The following is a 23,205-nucleotide window of genomic DNA, read 5'->3' as shown; positions in this document are numbered from 1 at the left end:
TGCCCTGCCGGGCATCTCCCCCTCAGGTGGGGAGATCGACTCGTGGAGACCTCCCGCGCATCTCTAAGGTCGCGGATGGAGTGAGATGCATGCGCCTTGCCGATCTCCCCCCTTGAGGGGGAGATGTCCGGCAGGACAGAGGGGGGTAGGCCCCACCCGCTACGTCACCCATTATCCCGCTGAAAAATCCAATCATGATCCGGGTGGTTCTTGAACCGCCACTTGCGCATCGGTCCCGCCATCACATTGAGGTAATACATCTCATACCCATAAGGCGCACCGCAGGGGTGGTGACCCTTCGGCACCAGCACCACATCACCATCCGAAACCGCCATGGTTTCATCCAGCGAGCCGTCCTCCGTAAACACCCGCTGAAAACCGAAGCCCTGGGCGGGGTTGAGGCGGTGGTAGTATGTCTCTTCCAGATAGGTCATGTCGGGGAAATTGTCCTCATCATGCCGGTGGGGCGGGTAGGACGACCAGTGGCCGGAGGGGGTGAAGACTTCCGTGACCAGCAGGCTATCGGCCACATCGCGGTCTTCCATCGCGATGGGGAAGATGTAGCGCGTGTTGGCGCCCTTGCCGCGTTCGCTGAGCGAAATGCCTGACGGGCCGATGACCTGCGCCTCTCTGCCCGGTTTGGCGGGCGCGGTGCAGACACCAATGGTGCAATCGGTCGTGGCTTTGACCGACCATGAGGAACCGGCGGGAATATAGACGCAATGCGGTGGCTTGCGTTCGAAGACATTCATGCGGTCGCCGAGTTCGCCGAAGTTCTTGTCCTCCGACGACACCTCCGCCTTGCCTTCGACCAGCACCAGAATGACTTCCGTGTCGCCGGTTTGCTCGGCAGCGGTCTCGCCCGGTTTCAGCCGGTAGAGACCGAAACCGACATAGCCCCAGTCAGCACTTTGTGGCGTGATGTCGTGGACCTTGCCGGTTGTCCCGGTTGGCTTGCGCAGCAGATTGGCCATCTTCGTCTCCTTTGATCAGGCTTTATCCAGCCCGGCTTGCCTGGCGAAGTCCCGCAGGGATTTCAGGCCGAGGCTTTGATATTCGAAGGGATTGCGCACATCCGGGTCCTGCTCGGCCTCGATCACCAGCCAGCCGCTGTAATCATGTTCGGCAGCGATTTTCAGCACGGATGGAAAATCGACGCCGCCGTCCGTATCGCCGGGAACGGTGAACACGCCACGGCGCACGCCTTCCAGAAACGAAAGCTTCTCGCTGCGCACCTGGGCTGCGATATCGGGTCGGACGTTCTTCGCGTGGATATGGCCGACACGGGCCATGTGCTTGCGGGCGAGACGTGCGGGATCACCACCGCCAAACAGCGTGTGGCCCGTGTCCAGCAGAAGTTTGGTATGCGGACCGGTGTTTTCCATCAACCGGTCGATTTCGTCTTCGCTTTCGATGATGGTGCCCATGTGGTGATGGTAGACGAGTGCGATACCCTGCCCGGCAGCGAACGCCGCCAGCGCTTCCACGCCTTCACCAAAGTTTTTCCAGTCGGCATCGGCAAGTTTGGGACGGTCGTTGACCGGCTTTCCGTCGTCACCATGAATCGCATTGGAGGTCTCGCAGACGATGATGACCTTTGAGCCCATGGCTTTCAGGAGATCGAGCGCCGGCTGCATGGCGGCCTTCTCGTCTTCGATGGAGTTGGTCAACAGGTTCAGCGAATGCCAGCCGGATACGAAGCGCAGATTACGCGGCTCCAGCACCGCTTTGAGCGCATCCGGCTCCTGCGGGAACTTGTGACCCTTTTCGATGCCGTCGAAACCGATTTTCGATGTCTCATCGAGGCACTGGTCGAGGCTGATATGGGCGCCCAGCGTGCGATCGTCGTCATTGCTCCAGGCGATGGGGTTGGTGCCGTAAAGGATCATCTTACAGTCTTTCCTTCAACGCGGCTTCGTAAGCAGCGCGTGCATTGTTGACTTCCGTTCGGTCTGACACTTCAGGCACCGCGACATCCCACCAGTAACCACCGGCATCCGGTGTCGGGTACGGGTCCGTGTCGATGACGATGACGGTCGTCACCGTCGCCTCACGCGCCGCGTTGAGTGCGGTTTCAAGCTCCGCAATCGAGGAAACCTTGTGGGCATCGGCACCCATGCTGGCAGCGTGGGCGGTAAAGTCGATGGCGATAGGGTTGGTGTGGTTGGTATGAGCGTAGAGATTGTTGAACTCCGCCCCGCCGGTGCCCATTTGCAGCCGGTTGATGCAGCCGTAACCTCTGTTGTCGGTAATGACGAGGGTGATTTTCACGCCCATGGCGACAGCCGTGGCCAGCTCGGAATTCATCATCATATAGGCGCCATCGCCGACCATGACGATCACGTCACGATGCGGCTCCGCCATCTTGATGCCGAGGCCGCCGGCGATTTCGTAGCCCATGCAGGAGAAGCCATATTCCATGTGGTAGGAGAGCGGCAGCTTGGCCTTCCAAAGCTGATGCAACTCGCCCGGCATGGTGCCAGCCGCGCACATAACGACGGTGTTGTCGCGCGAGGCCCGCTGCACGGCACCGATGACCTGCATGTCGGTGGGCAGGCTGTTGGCGTCGGTGGGTGCTGCCGTTACAGCATCGGCTTTTGCAAACCATTGCTGTTTCAAGGCAGTGTCGGGTGCCGTAAAACAGTGGTTGCCCAGGGCAGCGGACAGCTTTTCCAGGCCGACCTTGGCGTCTGCCGTCAGGCTGATAGCATTGTGCTTGGCGCTGTCATAGGGCTGGACGTTCAGCGCCAGCAGCTTGCGATCCGGGTTCTTGAACAGCGCCCAGGAGCCGGTGGTGAAATCCTGAAAGCGGGTGCCGATGCCGAAGACGAGATCGGCCTTTTCGGCGATGGCATTGGCGCTATCTGCACCGGTGACGCCAACAGGACCGAAGTTCAGGTCGTGATCCCATGCCAGCGCAGATTTGCCTGCCTGCGTTTCGATGACGGGAATGGCGTGCGTCTCGGCAAAGTGTTTCAGCGTCTCTGTTGCGCCGGAAAAATGAACGCCGCCACCGGCGACGATGACCGGATTTTTCGCGGCCTTCAGAGCCGCAACGGCGTCTTCGAACTCGGCGACATCGGGTTCAGGACGGCGCTGACGCCAGACTTTTTTCTCGAAGAAACTGGCCGGATAATCGTAAGCTTGCGCTTGCACATCCTGACAAAAGGCGAGCGTAACCGGGCCGCAATCGGCAGGGTCCGTCATGGTCCGCATGACACGCGGCAGTGCGGTCAGAAGCTGTTCGGGCCGCATGATGCGATCGAAATAACGGCTGACGGGCTTGAAGCAATCATTGGCGGAAACGGTGCCATCACCGAAATCCTCGATCTGCTGCAACACCGGGTCGGGGCCGCGATTGGCAAAGACATCGCCGGGGATAAGCAGAACCGGCAAGCGGTTGACATGGGCGAGCGCGGCTGCCGTCACCATATTCGTCGCGCCGGGGCCGATGGAGGATGTAACCGCCATGGCACGGCGGCGGCCGAGCTGCTTGGCGTAGGCGATCGCCGCATGGGCCATGGATTGTTCGTTCTGACCGCGATAGGTCTTCAGTTCATCGCGAATGCCGTAAAGGGCTTCACCGATACCGGCGACATTGCCGTGGCCGAAGATGGCCCAGACACCGGCGATATAGGTCTCGCCATCCTCGTTCATCTGCGCGGCCAGATAGCGCACCATTGCCTGCGCTGCCGTCAATCGAAGTGTCGTCACGCTGCCTCTCCCTTGTTCTTTTTGGCGCGCGCCTCATCCCAGATGCGGCAGAGCGCGCTGTAGCGATCCGCCATCTGGGCGATGGCGTCTGCGTCGCTCATCTTGCCCGACAGCCATGCACGGCCAGCATCGGCAAAGATCGTGCGGCCAACGGCAAAGCCTTTGACCAGATCAAAGCCTGCGGCCAGACGGAAGCTCTCCTCCAGCTCCGCCTGCGGTGCATCGAGACCCAACACGACGATGCCGCGAACGTATGGGTCGTTGCGCTGCACGGCATCGGTCGCGTTTTTCCACGCCGCGTCGCTTTTCATCGGCTCCAGCTTCCACCAGTCGGGGTAGACGCCGATCTCGTAGAAACGGTCGATAATCCGTGCCGTCGTCGTGTCATCCACGGCGCCGACCTTGGATGGAATGACCTCCAGTAACAGTTCCAGCCGGTTGCGGCGCGCGGCCTGAAACAGGCGAAGCACCGTGTCTTCCTGTTCCTTGCGCAGCTCGGCTGCATCGTCGGGGTGATAGAAGCACAGAACCTTGACGACATTATTGGCGGGCCACTCGTTCAGCCCGCCGAAATCGAGGCCGAGTTCAGGCTCCAATGTCAGCGGGCGAGAGCCCGGCCATTCCACGGGGCGGCCAATCCAGAGGTTCGTGCCGCTCGCCTCGTAAAGCGCGTCGCGGCCCAAGCGACTGTCGCAGAGAATGCCGTAACCGGCGTCGCCGCCGGACACCTGAAGGGCCGCCTTCAGGCAAAGCTTCTTGAAGTCGCCAATCCTACCATGATCAACACCGGCCTCATCCGCCATCGCTTCCAGTTGCATGCGGTGATCGAAGGCGAAGACGCGCATGGTGTTCCAGTCACCCTTGCGGTTGGTGGCCCAATGCACCTGCTCCAGCGCCTCGTCCTTGCGCAGCGCCTTGTTCCTGATGCCCGTGCGGAAGAAATATTGCAGCTCTTCCCAGCTTGGGTAAGCGGGTGTGCAGCCGTGGCGGGAGACGGCGAAGGCACCGCAGGCATTGGCGTATTTCAGTGTCGTCGGCCAATCTTCGCCGCGCAACCAACCACGAAAGAGGCCCGCCATGAAGCCATCACCCGCACCCAGCACGTTGAAGACCTCGATGGGGAAACCCTCGCCGGATTCGCCGTCATCAAGACTTGCGGGGATATCACCCGGAAACACCACGGCACCCATGGGGCCACGCTTGCAGACCAGCGTCGCTTTCGACACCTTGCGGACGGCTCTCAGCGCGTCCAGCGTATCGGTCGAGCCACCGGCAATATGGAACTCCTCTTCCGTTCCGACGATGAGGTCGAAGAGGTGCAGTGTCGATTGCAGCTTGGCGGTGACTGCCTGGGATTCTACGAAACGGCTTTCGCCATCACCATGACCGGCGACGCCCCATAGGTTGGGTCGGTAATCGATATCGAGCGCGGTCTTCGCACCACCTTCCCGCGCCAACCGCAGCGCCTTCAACACGGCAGCTTCGGTGCACGGATGGGACAGATGCGTGCCGGTGGCGCAGACGCAACCAGCATCAGCAATGAAGGCGGGATCGATATCGTCTTCGCACAGCGCCATGTCGGCGCAGTTTTCGCGGTAGAAGATCAACGGAAATTGCGACTGGTCGCGAATGCCGAGCAATACAAGCGCCGTCAGGCGTTCGGGGTCGGTCTTCACGCCTCTGATATCGACGCCTTCGCGCACCAGCTGTTCGCGGATGAAGCGGCCCATATGCTCGTCACCCACGCGGCTGATGACGGCGGTCTTCAGACCCAGCCGCGCGCCACCGGCGGCGATATTGGTGGGCGAGCCGCCGATATATTTGTTGAAGGAGGACATATCCTCCAGCCGACCGCCAACCTGCGCGCCGTAAAGATCGACCGACGAACGGCCAATGGTAATGAGATCGAGCTTTTTCACGACCGTCCTCCCTCGCTGTGACGCGAACCCTGCATCTGGAATGACACTCCACCATCATTCCATTTCAGGTTATTTTTGGACTATAAATTCCATTTTTTCCATTTTCAACATAAATATTCAATTTTGGCGGTGCGTGCCGACACCAACAGCCAGTGCGATTGCAACACACAAAGTGGCCGAAAGCGAGCGGAACGCGCCGAAATCCACCTCGGAAACCGCAAGGATGGTCGCACCCAGTTTGCGCATCGGGCTTACCGCCGTGTCCGTCAGCGCAACGACCGGGACACGTCTTGCCAGACTGGACGAGACGAGGTCCATCGTCTCCGCCGAGTAGGGCGAAAACGTGATGGCCAACACGACATCGCCGGTGCGGATCGCGCTTTCGTTGTGCAACTGCCCGACAGAGGCATGCAGCATGGCGGGAACACCCATTTTTTCGAATGCGTAGGCGAGATAGCTGGCAACGGCAAAGGAACGGCGAAGGCCGATGATGTGGATGGTGCTGGCCTGCGACAACACGCGAATGGCGGTCTCGAATTCCTGGGGATCGACGGTTTTCAGCACGTTTTCGAGCGAGGCGCGGCCTGCATCAACAAACTCGGCCAGAAGCAGCGCGCCGCCGTCTTCGCCATTGTCGCGCAGATTGTTGAGCCGCGTCATATAATCCGGCCGACCGCCGGTGTAATGGTCGCGAAACAGGCGCTGCATTTCAGAAAAGCCGGTAAAGCCCATGATCTGGCTGAACCGCATCATGGCAGACGGTTGAACGCCAGCGCTTTCCGCAAGCTCTGCCACGGTGGACACCGCGATGCGATCCGCATGACCGGCGACGTAATCGGCGCATTGGCGCAGGCGTTTCGGCAGGCTGTCGGTTACCTCCAGCAACCGTTCCCGAAACGCTTCAACTGTGGCCGGTGCCGCATTGGCGCTCATGATGTCCCCCCTTATTTTTCCATCCCCGTCACAATATGGAATATCCATTCCAAAAAAAATCACAAGCATTCCATCAGGATTCATCGGGTGACAGTGAAGGCCCGGCGTGGCATAGGGACGCCAATCCTCCAGCTTATCGGTTACCTCCAATGATCCGCATCGAAAACATCAGCAAATCTGCCAGCCACCGCATCCTCTTCATCGAGGCGTCTGCTGCGCTCAACAAGGGCGAAAAGGTCGGGCTCGTCGGCCCCAATGGCGCGGGCAAGACGACGCTGTTTCGGATGATCACCGGTCAGGAGCAGCCGGATGAAGGTCAAGTTGCCTCCGAAAAGCACGTCTCCATCGGCTACTTTAATCAGGATGTCGGTGAAATGGCGGGCCGCAGCGCGGTCGCAGAGGCCATGGAAGGTGCAGGACCCGTAAGCGCGGTTGCGACCGAGCTTCGTGAACTGGAAGCCCGCATGGTCGACCCGGAGCAGCTCGACCAGATGGACGAGATCATAGAGCGTTACGGTGAAGTGCAGGCACGCTATGAGGAGCTGGACGGCTATTCGCTCGAGGGACGCGCGCGCGAAGTTCTGGCGGGGCTGAGCTTCAGCCAGGAAATGATGGACGGCGATGTCGACAAGCTTTCGGGCGGCTGGAAGATGCGTGTGGCCTTGGCCCGCATTCTTTTGATGCGCCCAGATGTGATGCTGCTCGACGAACCGAGCAACCACTTGGATATCGAAAGCCTCATCTGGCTTGAAAACTTCCTGAAAACCTATGATGGCGCGCTTTTGATGACCTCGCACGACCGCGAGTTCATGAACCGCATCGTCAACAAGATCATCGAAATCGATGCGGGATCGCTGACGAGTTATACGGGTGACTACGGCTTTTACGAACAGCAGCGCGCCCAGAGCGAAAAGCAGCAGCAGGCACAGTTCGAGCGCCAGCAGGCAATGCTTGCCAAGGAAATCAAGTTCATCGAGCGTTTCAAGGCTCGTGCCTCCCATGCGTCCCAGGTGCAGAGCCGCGTGAAGAAGCTGGAAAAGATCGACCGCGTCGAGCCGCCCAAGCGCAGGCAGACGGTGGCTTTCGATTTCCAGACACCCCCGCGCTCCGGTGAAGATGTCGTATCTTTGAAGCAAGTGCACAAGGCCTATGGCCAGCGCACCATCTATGAAGGTCTGGATTTCATGATCCGCCGCAAGGAACGCTGGTGCATCATGGGCGTGAACGGGGCGGGAAAATCCACGCTTCTCAAGCTGATTGCGGGCACCGCAGAGCCCGATGTCGGCAGCGTCAATGTCGGTGCCAGCGTCAAGCTCGGTTATTTCGCGCAGCACTCCATGGATTTGCTGGACGGCGAGGCCACCATTCTGCAATGGCTGGAACAGCGTTTCCCGAAGGCCGGACAGGCCCCGCTGCGCGCGCTTTGCGGCTGCTTCGGCTTTTCCGGTGATGATGTCGACAAGAAGTGCCGCGTTCTGTCGGGTGGTGAAAAGGCGCGTCTGGTCATGGCCGCCATGTTGTTCGACCCGCCGAACTTCCTCGTTCTGGACGAACCGACCAACCACCTTGACCTCGACACCAAGGAAATGCTGATCAAGGCGCTGGGCGAATATGAGGGCACCATGCTGTTCGTTTCGCATGACCGTCATTTCCTTGCAGCCCTCTCCAACCGCGTTCTGGAACTGACGCCAGATGGCATCCACCAATATGGTGGCGGCTATACGGAATATGTCGAAAGAACAGGCGCGGAGGCTCCCGGGCTGCTATCATAGGATTTGGCTGAGGTACATTGAGGTTTTGGGAGGAACCAGGAATGGGTAAAGCGCAGATCGTCGGCTGGGCGCATGGCCAGTTCGGCAAATCACCGCTCGAAAATACCGAGCAATTGATGGCCTCTGTCGTTGCTCCGGCCATTGCGCACGCGGGCATCGAGGCTACAGATATCGACGGAATTTTCGTCGGCGTCATGAACAACGGATTTTCCAAACAGGACTTTCAGGCAGCCCTCGTTGCCATGAGCGACGAACGGCTGGCGCATACGCCCGCTGTACGCTTCGAAAATGCGTGCGCCACGGGATCTGCCGCACTCTACAGCGCCATGGATTTCATCGAAGCAGGTCGTGGGCGTATTGCACTTGTGGTGGGTGCAGAAAAAATGACGGCACTGCCGACCGGAGAGGTGGGCGATATTCTGCTTTCGGCTAGCTACCGTGCGGAAGAAGGCGATATTCCTGGTGGGTTTGCCGGACAGTTCGGTCGCATCGCTCAGACATACTTCCAGCGCTACGGCGACCGTTCCGAAGAACTGGCGATGATTGCCGCCAAGAACCACGCAAATGGCATTGGAAATCCCTTCGCCCACATGCGCAAGGACTTCGGCTTCGAGTTCTGCAATACGGTGTCCGACAAAAACCCCTATGTCGCGCCGCCGCTGCGGCGCACGGATTGCTCGCTGATTTCGGATGGAGCAGCCGCCATCATTCTGGCCGATGAAGAGGTTGCCGCGACGCTGCAACGGGCCATTGGTTTCAGAGCCCGTACGCAGGCCAATGACATCATAGCGCTCAGCCGCCGCGACCCTCTGGCATTCGAGGGCGCGCGGGGGGCTTGGGCGAAATCACTGGAGACGGCTCGTATTGACCTCAACGATCTGTCGCTGGTCGAAACGCATGATTGCTTCACCATCGCCGAACTCATCGAGTATGAGGCGATGGGACTGGCAAAGCCCGGCGAAGGGCATCGTGTGGTGCGCGAGGGCATTACGCGAAAAGACGGTCGCCTTCCCGTCAATCCATCCGGCGGGCTGAAAGCCAAGGGTCACCCAATTGGTGCGACAGGCGTTTCCATGCACATCATGGCCGCGATGCAATTGGCCGAGGATGCGGGTGACATGCAGATACCAAACGCCAAGCTCGCCGGTGTTTTCAACATGGGTGGAACCGCGGTTGCCAATTACGTTTCAATTTTGGAACGCGTGAAATAGCGCCGACATAGAGCTGAATTCGCTCATAAAAATGCGGCCTGGCTGGCCGCATTTTTGGAATATTTGAACCAATCTCAAGAAATCAGTTCAGGGTTTCCCAACCGCTGCGCACGTCGGAAGCCGACTTGCTGAGATGGACATGGGCATCCACATGATCGACCCATTCCAGCGGAATGAGGTGGTGCTTGCCATCGGCTGCATCGGTCTTGGTCAGCTTGATGCGGCTTTTGCCGTCCATATGGTCGACTGTGCCGACATGGCTGCCATCGGCGGAACGCACTTCCATGTGCTCGCGAATCTGGTCACCAGAAATCATTTCTGTTTCCTCCTGTTTGTTTTTCAACTTGCGAGGAGGAAATGGAAATGGCCCGGTTTCGTTCCCGCTTTTAACGGGAAACAATTTCTGACAATCAGCCTATCGACGTTTAGAACAGCGCATCTGCGAAAAGATCGTCGTCGTCAGCGGCAGCGGACTGGCTGGCCGATGCAACAGAGGCAGCATTGACTGTCGCGACATAGGCGGGCAGAAAGCGGGCGTGGATGTCGCGTTCCTGAGCCATGGTGTAGAGCTTGTAAACCCGGTGACTGAAGCCCTCGACCTTGTCGCTGAAGCCGGAGACGTCGGCATCGAAACCTTCGGAGAGCTGCGCTGCGATCTGGCAGCATTCATTGAAGGTGTGGCCGAGCGCGTTTTCGAAATCAAGCGTGACGACCGCAGAGCTGATGCGGCTGAAAACGGCTTGGCCTTCTTCAGCAAGCGACTCGATACCGGCGTCCATCTGCTCCTTGGCGCCGCGAATGGCGTGAAGGGCATCGTTCAAAGGCACGGCCATATCGGCGGAAAGCCCCTGCCCCTGCTTTGCAAGCTGGCTTGTTGCGCTTTCGACGCGCTGTAACTCTTCAACGATGGCGTCGGCTGGCGTTTCCAGCTTACCCGCGAAGACGCGCATCTCACCACTGACGACGTTGACAGACCTGCCGGCGTCACCAAGCTTTGAGCAGCGCAGGTTGGAGTTCAGCGCCATGTAATGAATGTCGATCTTGATCGACCGCAAAATTTCGATGCCACGCGACAGTTCCTGCGCGCTGTTGGTGACCGAAAGAACCACGTCGTCGGCATCCGCACTGCTTTCCTGAACGCGTGCCACCAGAGCGCAGGCTTCGACAATGCCCTGCTCCATGAGCGCCAGAGTGCTGCTATCGCCATTGCGTGTCTTGTCGATCAACTCGTCGCGCAACGACAGAATGCGTGCGGCATCATCCGCGAAGCTGGAGATGCTGGCGAAAATCTTGGTGCAGTCGCGATGGAAATCGGCAGCGGTTTCATCCATCTGGGCGCTGGCCATTTGCAGGACGGCTTCCTGAAGGATGGCATGTTCCGTGCCATCAAGCTCCTTGCCTTCTGCGGAGGAGACGAACTCGTCCAGCATTTCCAGCATGCTTTGAATATGTTCGATACGCTGACGCGTGATATCGCCGATCTGTAGCGAGGACAGGACGGAGCCGATCTTGCCCTGAATGGTCTGGGCGATCTTCTTCACCTGCGCGGCAATATCCGTCATTTCCTGGTGCTGCTTGGAGATGCGCTCGGAATTTTCGTTCAGGCCGGAAATGATGTGCGGAATTGTGGCGTCGAAATCCGCCAGCGTGGTGCTGGAAAAGGAACGGGCCTTGACGAGCTGAGAATGCATTGCATCCAAATTCTTCGCGAAGCGACCGACCTCATCAGCGCCGGACTGAATGCGTTCGCGAATTTCGTCGGCAAAGCCTGCGAATTCTGCAAGGCCGGCACCGGTGATCTTAACTGTCACGGCAAAGGTCTTCAGATAGCGGATGGTCTCATGAATATCGTCTATATGGCCGCCGGTGGACGAGCACATGGCTGCCAGCGAATTGAAGGCGGCCTGACGGGCCTGCTCCGTTTTGGGCAACTGGGCCAGATCGTTGATGGTCTGGCGCAGCCCATCGAGCGTGTTTTGCGCCGTCTTTCCATCAATCGTTCCGGTCATTCCATCGAGAATACCAACAAGATTGCCAAGAATTTCCATGACGGAGACCAGCACTGCACCGCCATCGAGAAACGTCTTCTCGATTTTGGCGTGGGCTGCCGTCAGCTTGCCGCTGAATTCGGCCTGCCGATCAATCCTGTAGGTCGCTTTCTGTTTCAGCATGGTATTCATCGTCGTTTTCCGATCTTGCGTTATGGGCAAACGCTAGCGGCATTTAGGAAACGACAGGTAAATCAAAGAGGGCTAGAAAACCGAAATGGTATTTACAGTTAACAGTTGAGTAAAATACTCTGGTTAACGGAATGCGTCAGAGATGGAGTGGCGAAAATCGCCACTCAGTTGTGCCATTTATTACCGTCGTTCGTGGCATCATCCTTGTTGAAGAAGCGGGATGCAGCCTCGGTCCGGTTACGGACATTCATCTTCTTATAGATGTTGCGAACGTGGACTTTGACGGTATTTTCCGAAAGGTGCAGACGATCTGCTATGATCTTGTTCTGGGTGCCTTTGCAGAGCAGATCCAGAATTTGAACTTCGCGTGTCGTCAGTGCGGAAAACTCGTTTTTTCGGGCAGTCAGCGCATCGGCCCGGTTGGCAACCACGGCACGCGTATCATAAACGGTGCGGCTGGAAACCTCAGGCCCCGCAGTCAGCCTGCCCAGCAGTGCGGAGGGGAAATGCTCTCCGCCCTTGATGAGAAGATCGACCGCCGCCATGAAGACATCGAGCCGAAGGTTGAGCGGCAGGACACCATCTATAATGCGTGTTTCCACCAGTTGCTTCAGATAGGCCTCGATCATATCGATCGCATCTATCACCAGCGCAATCTGTGCGTCAGGATGTTTGGTTCGGACTTCCGTCAGCAACTCACCAAGCCTTGAGCCGGACAGTCTGTAAAGCAGAACGAGCTTTACGTCTCGCAACTGCCCTTCCGGTATGGATGTGGATGAAGATGCGCTCAAAACATCGCATGCGGGAAACTTCTTGCCCAATGCCTCCACGAGACATTCGGAAAAAAGATCCGCGTGGGCCACGACAAGTATCGTGCCGCCTTCTGCCAAAGCCCTGTTATTTTGTCTATTGTCTATAACCCGTGATGCAACCATGAACATATACGCCTCCCTGTAGCGTTACGCAGATACTCTGTTCCATGCTGGCGCGCGGTGAACCGGCGGAGTGCCATTGAACGGGCGTTTCCACGTTATCACTGCTTTCATTTGTTAGTTATTTATTAATCATGAGAAATAGTACAAATTGAACTCGAAATAAATTGCCCAAACGGGTTAGTGTGGCGCTAAAGGCATAATAAGTAGGGAGTTTTTCATTTTTCTAATGCATTAAACGCGCGCAATAAAAATATAGGTAAAAAATTACATTATTCAGTTGCATAAACATCATGCGATAATTTTTACTTGTGTATTTTTTCCGTCATACTCATGGCTTTTCGCTACTTTTCAGGGCGAACACTTAAGCCGAGGCGCATTTTTTTATTTCAGCAAGTGACTATATTTCAGAAATTTCGCCGATCAAGGGCGTAACCCGTTCGAAAATGGTCGCGATCCGCACATCAGGGTTAAGGAATGCTTAATCCCATTTGGTAGCTGGAAACCCGCAAACATCTCAGACACATTCAGCCCCGTTGCAACAGACCGCAACCGGTTCGACCCTACCATCTCTGTTTATGTTGCGATGGAACGGGCAGTCCGAGACGAAATGATCAGACAGACAGAAAGCATGACATCTGCAAGCGCCTTGGCGGTTGCGGAACTGGATATGCGCATGTCCGTAACAGTGTCTTGTGCATTCCCAAAAACAACGGCCTGAAAATCCGGGCCAATAGCCGCAGACGAAACGTCGGTGAGTACGTCTGCATATGAGTGAACCTCGGAGTGAGCGCGAGTAAAATCCCATTTAAGATGAGAGGGATTTCGAAAAGCTGCTCCGAACTTTTTCGGAGGATATAACATGGGTTACCCACAACAGCAGCCAGCTGGCGACGATATCACGAAAGTCGGCGCTCTCGCCGATGGATTTGCCAACACAGCCACCAATGACAGCAGCGTTGACGACAGCAATGTCGGCGTTGGCAATGGCGGCAACCGCGACAACACCTATACCGACAATAGCCAGAACCTGGATGTCGATGCCAAGGTACAGGTCGCGACCGACAATGGCGATAACCGCGATAACAGCTATGACTGGAACTACGACAGCAAGACCCATACTGACATCGACACCAACACCACCACGAATTCGAACAACACGAGTGTCACAGACAACGACACGAATGTGAAAAGCGATTACGACTGGAGCTACGACAGCAAGTCGACAAGCATCAGTGACAACGACAACAAAACAATCACCAACACACACACAGATACCGACACCAAGAACTTCAGCTATTCCAACACGGATACCGACATCAAGACCACGTCGGACAGCTTCAACACAGCTTTCTCCAAGACGGATAGCGACTTCTCGACAATCGAACACGTCAAGGATGTCGGTAATCTGGGTGTTGCCGGTGGCGACATCGCCTTCAACCTCGGTGACGACTTCTCCTTCTCGCTCAATGTCGACAACATCCTCAACAACTCGTTGAACGGTGATGGTAACGACAGTGCATTCAGCCTTGTGCAGGCCAGCCATCTGGCTGATCAGGACACGGCCTACAATGTGACCATGGACAACCAGAACGCCCATAACGACCTCAGCACCAGCGGTGGCGAAGCCCACGGTGCACAGGGTATGGACATGGACGGCAAGGGTTGGGACCTCAAGGTTGGCGACGATGCTTCGGGCACAAGCTCGACAAACGCCTCCTCCATTCTGGCGAACTCCGGCTACCACCTGGAACTGGTGCAGGGTGCAAACCTTCTCACCAACTCCTTCGACGGTAGCGTCATTGGCGGCGACTCGCACCACACTGGTGAAGACGCAAGCGGCTCCTGAGACCTCACTCTCTAGATTGAAAAGACTGCACCGGCTGATGCCGGTGCAGTTTCCGGCTGGACGGCCGGTAGACCCAGCTGCACGGCGCGCCGCCTGAAGCCGAAACCCGGCTTCCGCCACGGCAGCAAGACCGTGACGGGTCTGAAGAGGAGGGACAAACCATGTATATGGACAAGATTTCAGACATGATCGCCCACTTCATTGGGCTTTTTGATACCGAAATCGAAGAGGCGAGACTGAGAGCGCATTATGCCGGGGGCCAGGGTCTGCATGACGACACCGCGCTGCCACCGCATGAGGGCGCCCAGGACCTCGACCAGACCTATGACACACCTCTTGAAGGTTACGACCCGGGCGTAAAATACCGCGACGGGCATTACCAGTTCAGCGTCACACGCACGCACCATGCTTTGTCTTTCGAAGACGCCATTCGCAGACATTCGCACGCTGCGTCATATGATTTCTCCGGCTCCCATTTCAGGATGCCGGGTGAAGTCGATGAGTATCAGGAGCAGCCCAAGCTTGTTCTATATACCGGCCCGGGCTCCACGATCGCCCATGTGTCGCAGCTGACACTGCTGCGGGATGACGACTATCTCAACATGACGGATGGTCCCAATGTTGCGCGCGACACGACCTATGTCACCGAGCGCACCACCGAATATTACAACGAGGCCGCCCGCTTTACCCCCTTCGACAGCTACCACCGCACCGACACCTATGATGGATTGCAATCCATCGCCAAGGATCTGCACGACTACATCACCCAAGCCAGAGACAACAACGTCTCGTCGCTCGGCACCGGTGCGGATCAGGATTTCGTCGTTGCCAGCCATTCGATTACCGGCACCTATGTGAATGGCGTCGCGGCAACGACACTGCCTGATGTCGATGACTTCATGCCGGATCGCGGCATTGCCAAGCCACCGACGGACCCGACAGAGAGCGATACGCCGCTGGAAAGTCACACCGGTGCTGGCAACAGTCTGGATGTGGCCGCCGGCGCCAATGTGGTCGCCAACATCGTATCCGTGGTCAATACGGGCGTCGTCGCTCCGGTCATGGCCGTGATGGGCGATTATCACCAGATCGATGCCATCACCCAGTCCTATGTCTATAGCGATCACGACACGGTCGATGCGGCCTTCACCCGTGAGGACCATGCAGGCACCGTCGCCAACAATATCGCAGCCTTCCAGAGAACGGTGTGGGGCGAAAGCGCCGATGGCAGCCACACAGAAAGCACGCCGGATGCTGCGGTCTTCCCGACTGCGTGGCGGGTGAGCTACATTGAAGGCGACGTCTCCTTCGTTCATTGGATCGAGCAGTATCACTTCGTTTCTGACAACGACACCATGACGGTGACGACATCAGGTGCGGATGTGAGCGTTCTGACGGGCGGCAACAGCGCCGTCAATCTGGCCAACTTCCTCGGCATCGGCATGCAATATGATCTGGTCATCGTCGGCGGCAATGTGCTGGACATGAACATGATCGCGCAGGTCGCGGTTCTCTATGACAACGACAAAATTCATGCGCTGGCCGGTTCGACATCCGGCGCGACCGTCCAGACCGGTAACAACCTGATCTGGAATGAGGCATCGATCCACAATGTCGGCGCCAATGATCGCTTCGCATCGATGCCCGACTATATGGTCGAAGCCGCCAAGGCGATCAATGAACGTGATCCGCATATGCCCGAGGGGCTTTCGACCGACCCCAATTTTGCGGGCTATGCTGGTCTCAACGTTCTCTACATCACCGGCAATCTCTATGACGTCACCTATGTCAAGCAGGTCAGCGTTCTGGGGGACTCCGATGACGTGACTCAGGCCGCATCGAAGGTGCTGGCCAATAACGAGAACGCCATGGTCCACATCGATACCGGCAGCAATGCCGTCGTCAACATCGCGCAGATCACCGATTATGACAGCTTTGGCGGATCCACTTATATCGGTGGCCACCTCTATTCGGATGCCGTGCTGATACAGGGCGGTCTCATCGAGAACGATCCTGCCCATCCGCATCCGGCGGCGCTGGCCAACGAAGCCATCGCTTTTCTTCATGACGACACCAGCACCACCAGCGACCACACAGACGGTCTCATCAATGCAGGGCACGACCTTTCCTGGTCGCAAGCTCATCCCGTCGATGTGATGCAAACGGCCGTCGCTTGACGGACTTTTCAGGGGAACGTGGATATGGATCATATTTCAAGAGACGAGATCGAGAAGGGACGCGTTCTCGATCTAACCGGAAAAAAGGACGGTGAGGGTGATGGAAACCTGACCGAAGCCTGTATCACTGCAATCAACGATGCCGTCGATAATCTGCGTCAGCTGTCATCGGCAGCGGCCAAGGAGGCTGCGGCGCAGGAACCAGCAAAAGCTGCCGAGCCGGTCATTGAAGCGCGTGTAACGCCCGAGCCGGAAATCCCGCCGGTTCACCCCGCATCACGCGACGCGCCCGGCGAAAAAGCCGATCTCAAATCCAGCCCTGAACTCCCTTTTGTCAAGACCATCGACAATAATGACGGTCCGATCCGTGAGAATGAGCGCCGCCCCACCACCGGTGGCGGCGGCAACGGCAAGGAACCGGACCTCAATGGTGGCGGCGGCGGGGGCGGCGGAGGCAACCAGCACGGTTTTCACAAACGCAGCGAACCCGTCAACTTCGCTGCAAGCCTTGCAAAGGGGATCTCCGCCGTTCGCCGCAACATGGTGATCGTGATGCTCTTCACCATCGCCATCAACATTCTGCTTCTGGCCATTCCGCTTTATCTGTTCCAGATTTCCGACCGTGTTCTGACCAGCCGCTCCATGGATACGCTGGTCATGCTGACGATTGCCGTCATCGGCGCGGTGCTGTTGCAGGCCTTCATGGACTCCATCCGCCGCTTCATTCTGATGCGTACAGCCGTCGAGCTTGAAGTGCAGCTTGGCGCGCCGATCCTCAGTGCTGCGGCCCGCGCCTCCCTGCACGGCAGCGGCAAGGATTACCAGACATTACAGGACCTTCAGCAGCTCCGCTCATTCCTGACATCCGGCACGCTGATCGCGTTTCTGGATGCGCCGCTCATGCCGCTTTTCGTGCTGGTGGTCTATCTGGTTCATCCGCATCTTGGCATCATCATCATGGCGTGCTGCGCCGTCCTCTTCATCATCGCTTGGCTGAACCAGAAATTCACGCACAAGCAATTCGCTGAAGCCAACGGCTATGTCAGCCGCGCCAATTTCCACCTTGATTCCATGTCGCGCAATTCGCAGATCATCAATGCGCTGGCGATGATACCCGAAGCCGTGAAGATGTGGGGCCGTGAGACAGCCGGTTCGCTGAAATCCCATGTCGCCGCGCAGGATCGCAACATCATGTTCTCCGGCGTTTCCAAGGCCTGCCGCATGATTACCCAGATCGCGCTTCTGGGCTGGGGTGCGCATTTGTCGCTTTCCGGCGAATTGACCGGTGGTATGGTGATTGCGGCCTCAATCGTGTCTGGCCGTGCGCTGGCTCCTATTGAAGGTGCCATCGAAGGTTGGCACCAGTTCAACAAATCCGCGTCTGCCTATGGGCGCATCAAACAGCTCCTCATCAACTCGCCGCTCAACTTCCCGCGCCTGCGCCTGCCAAACCCGGAAGGACGGCTGGATGTGGAGCGCATTCTGTTCGTGCCACCACCACAAAAGAAGGTGATCCTGAACGGCATTTCCTTTTCGCTGAAAAAGGGAGAGTCGCTGGCCATCATCGGTAATTCCGGCTCCGGCAAAACGACACTCGGCAAGATGCTGGTCGGCTCTATAATGCCGACGTCAGGCAATGTGCGCCTTGATCTCATGGACCTTCGCAACTGGGACCAGCGCCAGTTCGGTGAAAGCATCGGCTATCTGCCGCAGGACGTGCAGCTTTTCCCCGGCACCATCAAAGCCAATATCTGCCGCATGCGCGACGATGTCGACGACCGGCAGATTTACGAGGCTGCGGTTCTGGCCGATGTGCATGAGCTGATTGCGGGCTTTCCGCAGGGCTACGAGACGGTGGTCGCAGCCGATGGTGCACCGCTTTCCGGTGGCCAGAAGCAGCGCATCGCCCTTGCCCGCGCTTTCTTCGGCGACCCAAAATTCGTGGTGCTGGACGAGCCAAACTCCAACCTCGACACGCAAGGCGAGCAGGCGCTTGCAAAGGCGCTGCTGCACGCCAAGACGCAAGGCATCACCACGGTCACCATCACCCAACGCCCTGCCCTGCTGCAATGCGTCGATAAGATCATGATTTTGAAAGACGGATCGGTCGCGATGTTCGGAGAGCGGATCGAAGTGCTGAAAGCACTTTCCGGCAACCGGGGTCAGCAATCCAGTCAATCTCCGCAGATAGAGGGTTAAGGCCATGGTTTTCAAAAGAAAACAAAAACAGGCGGAGGTAGGTCAGCTGGAATGGTACAGTGAGGTCCCGCGCTCCATACGTATGTATAGTGTCACGGGTCTGGCCGTATTGTTCGCAGCCTTCGGAGGCTTCGGTTACTGGGCAGGCACGGCACCGCTGGCCTCTGCCATCATCGCCCAGGGTAGCTTCGTTGCAACGGGCAACAACAAGACCATTCAGCATCTGGAAGGCGGCATCATCAAGGAAATGATGGTGAGCGAAGGCGACGTCGTCAAAGAAGGCGACGTTCTCGTCGTTCTTGATAAGACAGCCGCACTTTCCAACCAAAAAATGATCAACCTCAAGCGGCTTCGCCTTGAAACCATCGTTTCCCGTCTGCGCGCCGAAGCTCAAGGTGAAAAGACCTTCAAGGTGCCAGACATCGTCATGGCGGAAGCAAGCGACCCGGATGTAAATGCCATCATTCAAGGCCAGAACGTCGTTTTTCACAGCAAGCAGATCAAGCTCGAAGAGCAACTGAATCTGATCGAGAAAAACATCCGGTCACTCGAATTTCGCTACACCGGCTATCAGGGACAAAAGTCATCTTTTGAACGCCAGCAATCGTTGTTGGAGCAGGAGCGCGATTCCAAAGCGAAACTTGCAAAAGACGGCATCATCCGCAAAACGGACATGATGGCGCTGGAACGCGCCATTGCGGACGCCATGGGTGACATCGCCCGTCTCGACGGGGAAATGAACCAGAGCGAGGCGGAAATCGCCAAATTCCATCAGGAAGCGGTGATTGCCGTCAATTCCAACAAGCAGGCAGCGCTGGACGCGCTGGACACTGCCGAGGCCGATCTCGATGGCGTGCGCCAGCAATTGCGTGAAGCATCGCAGGTTCTCGACCGCACAATTATCCGCTCGCCGGTCAACGGCACGGTCATCCGCTCCTATTACCATACTGCGGGTGGCGTCATCACCACCGGCAAACCCATCATGGAAATCCTGCCTGCCCATGTGCCGCTCATTCTCGAAGCACAGGTGTTGAGAACTTCCATCGACCAGTTGCATGAGGGACAAACGGCGGCAATCCGCCTTTCGGCCCTTAATCGGCGCACGACGCCGGTGCTGGATGGAAAGGTCTTCTACGTTTCCGCTGACAGTATCGAGGAAAATGCCGGGATGCAGGTCAAGGACGTCTATATAGTCCGTGTCCAGATATCGGACGAGGAACTGGCCAAGGTGCATGGCTTCCATCCGGTGCCCGGCATGCCTGCTGACGTCCTGATCCAGACATCCGAGCGGACGTTCTTCGAGTATCTGACGAAACCGATTGCCGACAGCATGTCGCGTGCCTTCAAAGAGCGTTGAGACGAAAATCAGCGTTCTTCCTCCCGGCACATCGGCCCGGAAATCCTTATCGAATTCCGGGCCGATGCTGTATGATTGCCCCATGCTTTGGGCCGGAGGGTTGAAATGGCAGCCATGTCTGACGTCTTGTTGCTGGTGGGCCGTCTCAACTATGTCTGGACCAACACCGAAAGCCTGCTGATCTACATCATCGCCCATCTGTTGAAGGTCGAGAAAGAGGCGGCCATCGTCGTGTTCCTGACGCTCAACACGACGCGCGCGCGCATGGATCTGGTTGAGCGCCTCGCCAAACTCCGCTCGACCCCAGCCGCCGACCGGAAAGCGGTTTTAGGCGCGATGGCGCGTCTGAAAAAAGAGTCGAAGACGCGCAATAAATACAATCACTGCATCTATGCCTTCGATGAAAACGGCGACATTTCCAGCACACAGCTGATGCGGCTTGTGGAGGATGATAAGCGGGTTCGTTACGGCAAGGTAGAGCCGGTGGATGCTGCCGAGATAAAGCTTCTTGAACGATCGATTGCGGAGATTACCGACATCAGCAAGGATATGTGGATATTCATCAAACAGAGCAAATATGTCTCTGGCGATCTATAGCGCCGCGCGTCTGAATGTCAGATTGAAGCGAGCGCGGCCAGCCTCGTCGTGGCTGCCTTTCTTCAACGCCGTAATGCCGTGAAAGAACAGCCGCGATGGGCCGCCCCAGACAACGACATCGCCGTGGCTGAGCACGTATTTGCGAACCGGATCACTGCGACTGATGCCACCGAACTGGAAGGTAGCGGGCAGGCCGAGTGACACGGAGACGATGGGATTGGTAAAATCCTTTTCGTCCTTATCCTGATGCAGCGACATTTTCGCGCCCGGCTCATAGCGGTTGATCAGGCAGGCATCCGGCACGAAATCTGGATATCCCGCAGCTTTGGCCGCGTTGACGGCGAGAGACAGGAAGGCGTCTGGCATGGCGGGCCAAGGCTTGCCACTCTCCGGGTCCGTGCTTTGATAACGATAGCCTTTACGATCTGTAACCCATCCGAAGGGGCCGCAATTCGTCATGGCGACAGACATGGAAAAGCCGCCGGGCGTGACCATATGTCGGAATGGAGCGGAAACCGATATTGCGTTGATCTGCTTCAACAAATCGCTCGCGTTTCTCAAAGCGTAACGACGCAGCAGCCACGCACCTTGCGCCATTTCTTCATTGGCGTTTTCAAGGTTTGAGAAAAGATCATCCATCATGCCGCGGCATTCCCATTCATCGCCGCAAGTGAGGGGTGAAGCAGGGGGCGATATCCGGCGCGCAATGTACGCAACGTCGAGGGTGGTGTCAGCAGGCCATCGACAAAGGGCAATGTTCTGGCGTGCTCGTATCCCTTGGCACCCCAGAGATATGGCTTGCCCTTTGCAACGACGAAGGCGTCGCCCGCAGCGGCAACCATCGCTCCATCAGGCAGTTCCTCCAGCGGTGACAGCAGCATGTTGAGACGCTTGCGGCGCGACTGGAGCCGTTCCTTGTGCAGGACGCTATCAATGTCCTTGGCATTGGGCAGTGGCTTCGCATTGCCAGTGGCCCAAGCGGTTCTGAACCGATCGGCATCGTCTCTGCGGCAGAGGAAGCACGGACGATGACCGGCGGCCAGAGCCGTTGCTTCGTCAAAGAAGAAAAGCTCCGTCCAGCTGCGCGTCGCCATCACCTCGCGGCGGACATTTTTGTAGCTGCAACTGCAAACGATCCAAGCCTTGGATGTCCAGCGCTTCATGGTCAGGGTCTTCGTCTGGGGGTCGTGGAGGATGCCGCGATTGCCGGTGAAAAGCCCGCGAAGAGGCAAATCGACGATGTCTCCAAACGGATCGACACGGTTTTGCAACGGCATATTCCCCTCCCATCCTTCTTGAACAGTCCAAAAGAACACATGGAAAAGAGACGATTTTAGGGAGAAATTGCGCCCCGGGCCGGTCGTCAATGTCGCGTTAAGCACATTGGTTCATACCTTGTCAGGATTCGTGGCCACGCCGTCACCGTTCAAGAAGGTCCGCCCAAATATGCACACGCCCGAGATGCGCCGCAAACTATTCTCCCACGACAGACCCGATATCATCTACGCCATCGGCGATGTGCACGGCTGCTTCGATCTGCTGCAGGCGCTGAAGCAAAAAATCCTCGACGATGCAGCGCAGCAGCACGGCTCGAAATGGATCGTGATGCTGGGCGATTACGTGGATCGCGGGCCGAAATCCTCCTATGTTATCCATGAACTGATGCAGCCGATGACCGGCGACATCGAGCGCTTCTGCCTTGCCGGAAATCACGAACAGACAATGCTCGATTTTCTAGCTGATCCGCGCAGGGACCATCTCTGGCTCCAGTTCGGCGGCATGGAAACGCTGAGGTCCTACGGTATTGGTGAGATACCCGATGACCTGAAGGCGCTCCGAACCCAGCTCCACGAGATGATCCCCGCCGATCACATATCCTTCATGGCTTCGCTGCCATCGCTATTGGCCGTGCCGGGCCTCTGCTTCGTACATGCGGGCGTGGTCAACGGCATTCCGCTGCAAAGGCAGGAAGACAAGAACCTGTTGTGGATACGCCCAAAGGATCAGACCATGCCGGGGGCCGACAATCTGTTTCTGACCATACACGGCCACACGCCGGTTCGCAGCGTGTCGCTGACCGACAACCGGCTGAATGTCGATACGGGTGCGTTTATGACTGGGCGGTTGTCTGCGGTGAAGATCACGCGCGGCGGCGACATTACGGTGATGCACGCGGAATAACTAAAGGTAAGGCACCGTTGGTGTCTGTTTGCACGAGATGAAACCCTCGCTCTCCGTCATGCTCGGGCTTGTCCCACTACTGTCCGGTTTAAATTTGTAGACACGGTGCACGGTGTTGATTCTACTCGTATTCAAGCGTTTGGCGACGATTTGGACACGAAAGAGGGGCAACACCGTGCGGCAT

At 57.3% G+C, this 23,205-nt stretch carries 18 protein-coding genes; 8 read left to right on the top strand and 10 right to left on the bottom strand.

Features of this window, described 5'->3' with window-relative positions; all coding sequences use genetic code 11:
* Positions 1 to 164 precede the first annotated feature (164 nt).
* The 5 genes from iolB to ABUK73_RS17985 form a co-directional block, all read right to left on the bottom strand.
* A complete protein-coding gene (gene iolB, locus ABUK73_RS18005) occupies positions 165 to 974 on the bottom strand; it encodes a 5-deoxy-glucuronate isomerase (RefSeq protein ID WP_353578489.1) in 810 nt (269 codons plus the stop codon).
* A 15-nt stretch (positions 975 to 989) separates the two neighbouring features.
* Positions 990 to 1,889 (bottom strand): myo-inosose-2 dehydratase, encoded by a 900-nt coding sequence (iolE, locus tag ABUK73_RS18000; RefSeq protein ID WP_353578488.1) that lies wholly within the window; start codon positions 1,887 to 1,889, stop codon positions 990 to 992.
* A 1-nt stretch (position 1,890) separates the two neighbouring features.
* A complete protein-coding gene (iolD, locus tag ABUK73_RS17995; protein WP_353578487.1) occupies positions 1,891 to 3,714 on the bottom strand; it encodes a 3D-(3,5/4)-trihydroxycyclohexane-1,2-dione acylhydrolase (decyclizing) in 1,824 nt (607 codons plus the stop codon).
* Positions 3,711 to 5,633, bottom strand: a complete 1,923-nt coding sequence (locus ABUK73_RS17990) for a bifunctional 5-dehydro-2-deoxygluconokinase/5-dehydro-2-deoxyphosphogluconate aldolase (protein WP_353578486.1) — start codon at positions 5,631 to 5,633, stop codon at positions 3,711 to 3,713. The genes iolD and ABUK73_RS17990 overlap by 4 nt, the downstream gene beginning before the upstream one ends.
* 117 nt (positions 5,634 to 5,750) lie before the next feature.
* Positions 5,751 to 6,566: a MurR/RpiR family transcriptional regulator gene (locus ABUK73_RS17985; RefSeq protein WP_353578485.1), complete on the bottom strand. Its 816-nt coding sequence runs from the start codon at positions 6,564 to 6,566 to the stop codon at positions 5,751 to 5,753.
* Between the two features lie 149 nt (positions 6,567 to 6,715).
* Between ABUK73_RS17985 and ABUK73_RS17980 the strand changes: the two genes are divergently transcribed.
* Both ABUK73_RS17980 and ABUK73_RS17975 read left to right on the top strand, forming a co-directional pair.
* The gene (locus ABUK73_RS17980) at positions 6,716 to 8,338 is read left to right on the top strand and encodes an ABC-F family ATP-binding cassette domain-containing protein (protein WP_353578484.1); all 1,623 of its coding nucleotides are present in this window, start codon (positions 6,716 to 6,718) and stop codon (positions 8,336 to 8,338) included.
* A gap of 41 nt (positions 8,339 to 8,379) precedes the next feature.
* Positions 8,380 to 9,549: an acetyl-CoA acetyltransferase gene (locus tag ABUK73_RS17975; RefSeq protein WP_353578483.1), complete on the top strand. Its 1,170-nt coding sequence runs from the start codon at positions 8,380 to 8,382 to the stop codon at positions 9,547 to 9,549.
* An 82-nt stretch (positions 9,550 to 9,631) separates the two neighbouring features.
* On the opposite strand, the gene ABUK73_RS17970 is transcribed toward ABUK73_RS17975, so the two are convergent.
* The 3 genes from ABUK73_RS17970 to ABUK73_RS17960 all read right to left on the bottom strand — a co-directional run bounded on the left by ABUK73_RS17970 (position 9,632) and on the right by ABUK73_RS17960 (position 12,670).
* Positions 9,632 to 9,865 (bottom strand): DUF2171 domain-containing protein, encoded by a 234-nt coding sequence (locus ABUK73_RS17970; protein ID WP_113087652.1) that lies wholly within the window; start codon positions 9,863 to 9,865, stop codon positions 9,632 to 9,634.
* A 109-nt stretch (positions 9,866 to 9,974) separates the two neighbouring features.
* Complete coding sequence (locus tag ABUK73_RS17965; protein ID WP_353578482.1) at positions 9,975 to 11,729, bottom strand: chemotaxis protein; 1,755 nt, start codon at positions 11,727 to 11,729, stop codon at positions 9,975 to 9,977.
* A gap of 164 nt (positions 11,730 to 11,893) precedes the next feature.
* Positions 11,894 to 12,670: a helix-turn-helix transcriptional regulator gene (locus tag ABUK73_RS17960; RefSeq protein WP_454892389.1), complete on the bottom strand. Its 777-nt coding sequence runs from the start codon at positions 12,668 to 12,670 to the stop codon at positions 11,894 to 11,896.
* A gap of 853 nt (positions 12,671 to 13,523) precedes the next feature.
* Between ABUK73_RS17960 and ABUK73_RS17955 the strand changes: the two genes are divergently transcribed.
* From ABUK73_RS17955 to ABUK73_RS17935, 5 genes are all read left to right on the top strand, one after another.
* Positions 13,524 to 14,510 (top strand): fibrinogen-binding protein, encoded by a 987-nt coding sequence (locus tag ABUK73_RS17955; RefSeq protein WP_353578481.1) that lies wholly within the window; start codon positions 13,524 to 13,526, stop codon positions 14,508 to 14,510.
* A gap of 161 nt (positions 14,511 to 14,671) precedes the next feature.
* Positions 14,672 to 16,687, top strand: a complete 2,016-nt coding sequence (locus tag ABUK73_RS17950) for a hypothetical protein (RefSeq protein WP_353578480.1) — start codon at positions 14,672 to 14,674, stop codon at positions 16,685 to 16,687.
* A gap of 24 nt (positions 16,688 to 16,711) precedes the next feature.
* On the top strand, positions 16,712 to 18,886 hold the full coding sequence (locus ABUK73_RS17945; RefSeq protein ID WP_353578479.1) for a type I secretion system permease/ATPase: 2,175 nt from the start codon (positions 16,712 to 16,714) through the stop codon (positions 18,884 to 18,886).
* 4 nt (positions 18,887 to 18,890) lie between these two features.
* Positions 18,891 to 20,243: an HlyD family type I secretion periplasmic adaptor subunit gene (locus ABUK73_RS17940; protein ID WP_353578478.1), complete on the top strand. Its 1,353-nt coding sequence runs from the start codon at positions 18,891 to 18,893 to the stop codon at positions 20,241 to 20,243.
* A 105-nt stretch (positions 20,244 to 20,348) separates the two neighbouring features.
* Positions 20,349 to 20,840 carry a hypothetical protein gene (locus tag ABUK73_RS17935; RefSeq protein WP_353578477.1) on the top strand — a complete coding sequence of 164 codons (492 nt, stop codon included), beginning with the start codon at positions 20,349 to 20,351 and terminating at the stop codon, positions 20,838 to 20,840.
* On the opposite strand, the gene alkB is transcribed toward ABUK73_RS17935, so the two are convergent.
* Positions 20,835 to 21,479 (bottom strand): DNA oxidative demethylase AlkB, encoded by a 645-nt coding sequence (gene alkB, locus ABUK73_RS17930; RefSeq protein WP_353578608.1) that lies wholly within the window; start codon positions 21,477 to 21,479, stop codon positions 20,835 to 20,837. The genes ABUK73_RS17935 and alkB overlap by 6 nt on opposite strands.
* Positions 21,479 to 22,117 carry a hypothetical protein gene (locus tag ABUK73_RS17925; RefSeq protein ID WP_353578476.1) on the bottom strand — a complete coding sequence of 213 codons (639 nt, stop codon included), beginning with the start codon at positions 22,115 to 22,117 and terminating at the stop codon, positions 21,479 to 21,481. Before ABUK73_RS17925 ends, alkB begins: the two co-directional genes overlap by 1 nt.
* A 169-nt stretch (positions 22,118 to 22,286) precedes the next feature.
* Here ABUK73_RS17925 and ABUK73_RS17920 point away from each other — a divergent pair, with 169 nt between their 5' ends.
* A complete protein-coding gene (locus tag ABUK73_RS17920) occupies positions 22,287 to 23,021 on the top strand; it encodes a metallophosphoesterase (RefSeq protein WP_353578475.1) in 735 nt (244 codons plus the stop codon).
* The last annotated feature ends 184 nt before the right edge of the window (positions 23,022 to 23,205 follow it).

The sequence above is a fragment of the Agrobacterium vacciniicorymbosi genome (assembly GCF_040427045.1).
Classification (GTDB): Bacteria; Pseudomonadota; Alphaproteobacteria; order Rhizobiales; family Rhizobiaceae; genus Agrobacterium.
Note: the sequence above shows the minus strand (reverse complement) of the source record. Positions and strands in the feature narration are given on the sequence as shown.